Annotated in this window: 4 protein-coding genes; 1 reads left to right on the plus strand and 3 read right to left on the minus strand. The window is 44.5% G+C overall.

The genetic code is table 11. The features are described 5' to 3' along the window. Positions 1-659 (minus strand): hypothetical protein (locus tag F6K52_RS35260; RefSeq protein WP_293089692.1); only part of this gene is annotated, 659 nt, incomplete at its 3' end. Positions 660-855: 196 nt separating this feature from the next. Here F6K52_RS35260 and F6K52_RS35265 point away from each other — a divergent pair. Then, positions 856-1104 (plus strand): hypothetical protein, encoded by a 249-nt coding sequence (locus F6K52_RS35265; protein ID WP_293089694.1) that lies wholly within the window; start codon positions 856-858, stop codon positions 1102-1104. Here the strand turns inward: F6K52_RS35265 and F6K52_RS35270 are convergent. Together F6K52_RS35270 and F6K52_RS35275 are read right to left on the minus strand one after the other, a co-directional pair. Beyond that, a complete protein-coding gene (locus F6K52_RS35270) occupies positions 1082-2131 on the minus strand; it encodes a hypothetical protein (protein WP_293089696.1) in 1050 nt (349 codons plus the stop codon). The two genes, F6K52_RS35265 and F6K52_RS35270, sit on opposite strands and share 23 nt — an antisense overlap. Next, positions 2079-2252 carry a hypothetical protein gene (locus F6K52_RS35275; protein WP_293089698.1) on the minus strand — a complete coding sequence of 58 codons (174 nt, stop codon included), beginning with the start codon at positions 2250-2252 and terminating at the stop codon, positions 2079-2081. Before F6K52_RS35275 ends, F6K52_RS35270 begins: the two co-directional genes overlap by 53 nt. Between the last annotated feature and the right edge of the window lie 189 nt (positions 2253-2441).

Here is a 2441-nt window from a genome sequence, read left to right on the forward strand (position 1 = left end):
AAAACTGCCAGACTTGAACAGACCGCAAAGGTCATGGGTAATGGCAGCATCCGTTGTAGTTGCTGACCAGAAATTCCCACACTCTTCAAGGATTTCTCGATCAAACGGTCATGGTGCAACTCAGACCCAAAGAATTCCCGGAGGAGTTGGCGAATCTTAGGTGATTCATAATTGGCTAAAGACGGAGCCAGCAAACTCGGACACAGATGAGTAACATGATAGGATTCCAAACTATACCCAATCAACTGCTCTCTAGTAATCGTCTTATCTACCATCTTTACGCTGTAAGGAGACTCGGGAAAACGCATTTTCAGACGGTTTAGGAATCGGCATAACTCCCGATAGAATTGATGTCCAGTAACACCACCAGATGTCACTGATTCCTCCCGGTCTATTAGCATACCACGGCGGTCTAATTCTATTAGCAAGTCAGGAATTTGTTCTCGAATTCCTGGACACTCCTGACTCAATTCCTCTGGTGACATCCCCCCAAACTGCAACAGCTGGAACAGTTTATAAGTCTGCTCTTGCTTTTCCGGTTCTACTGTAATCGAACAGCCTTGGTTTTGATAACGAATTTCTACCCTGGTATCACTGAATTTTAAACATACTTGATTTTTAAATAGCGGCTGTTTCAATAAACTCTTAGTTAAGGTCATAACTTCATTCCTAACTTAATTTAAATTGGGTGATAATTTCCTAGGTTTTAAAGAGTAGGGAGTAGGGAGTAGGGAGTAGGGAGTAGGGATCCCACGGGGTGTGGGGTGATGGGTGTAGGGGAAGATCAGGAGCTGGCTACGTTGCGACGGGACGGTTAAATCAGGTTTCGGGGCTCACTCCAAATTCCCTGTCTTGATGCAGTCTCTCATGGGGGAGACCCCCAAGACCGCGCTGCCTTCCCAAGACCGCGCTGCCTCCCCAAGACCGCGCTGCATCCCTTGTCTGTACCCCCACACCCCACACCCCACAACCCACACCCCACACCTGAGGTCTTTGTTAAAAACCTACCCCTGTGAGCTCCCCACCCTTCCCTCTCCCCAAACCTCCCTACTCCCTACTCCCTACTCCCTACTCCCTATTTCTAAAGAGCCGAAACTCGTCTGAGCAAATCACTAGTGCATGAATAGTAGTTCCAAATCGCCCTGTAAAAATTGTTATACATTTCAATAAACAGGTAAATTTGATCCCCTAACCGTTGCCGAGTTTGTTGATCAACGTGGCCAATGTCTTGAAAGATGCGATGAATTAAGTTTTCTGATTCTCCAGTTATATTTCTGTTTACCAATTCTCGAATTGGGTCGATAAACCCAGACTCAAGGTTAACCCGCTCACACGCAGCAAGGTAGGATGATAAATGATAGTATGCTTGACGTTTTAACACCCCTAAAGTACTCAATAAAACCAGTGGCTCGGAGTTTGCCCAATAGGCCAAAGCATTCCCAATTGCCACAGTTTCCGGTAGTGCGATCGCATCCTTTAAATCCTCATCGCTAATACCAATCCCATTCAACGCCTTCAACCAAAGCTGATCTTCCCCATATTCTTGACCATAGAGTTGGTTAATTAATTGTTGAACCTTGGTATAATTTTGGGTTCCCAGCACTGGGAAGTCCCAATTCCACCGATGGCAAGACAAATGGTAATGCTCTATCCCAAAGCCATACAAAACAGTGATCGGTAGCTCAGATTCACTAGAGGTTATTGGTTTCCAAAACAGGTTTCCTTCAACAGTAGTTTTGAGTAAGTCATTGGTAAAATCCTCCAACTCCAGCAGAGTATCGATACCAGAATGAACTTTAAACGGAGTAGCATCATCCAGTAACGCCTGCTCTTCCAAGCCTTGCAAAATTGATTGAATCACTTCCGGGTTATCAGGAGCAAAAAGCTCTTGAAGCTCCTCAATACTCCTAGTACCATCCATCATTACAAACAGTGTTTGTAACGTTTCGACTGACAAACCCCTAGTCTCGAAACCAAAATATTGACCATCCCGATAAAAAACAATCTGATCGGGATAGATATTAATATTACAAGCTAATTTAGGGTAATTTATTGTCAGATTTTCCTTAGATTTACCATCAACTAATGGCTGAATTTGGTCTAGAGTTGAATTTGAAGTTACGCTTTCCACAGGTTTTTTTTATTATAGGTGTTTTCAAATCGCTGAGGGATAAAGTCCTCGGTTTTATAGAGTAGGGAGTAGGGAATCGGGAATCGGGAATCGGGAATCGGGAATATAGTTTATGGCTCAATTTTATGGATTCGTAAACCCTTGGCTTTCTACTAAGAGGCTTTTTTTTAACTATCCTCTAATAAGCGATGCAGCGCGGTCTTGGGGAGGCAGCGCGGTCTTGGGGGTTCCCCCCATGAGCGACTGCCGTTCCCCCAGCGACTGCATCAAGACACAGAAGCCAAGGTATCTCTTCAATCGAGATTAGAAG

Source organism: Moorena sp. SIO3H5, assembly GCF_010692395.1.
Lineage (GTDB): Bacteria > Cyanobacteriota > Cyanobacteriia > Cyanobacteriales > Coleofasciculaceae > Moorena.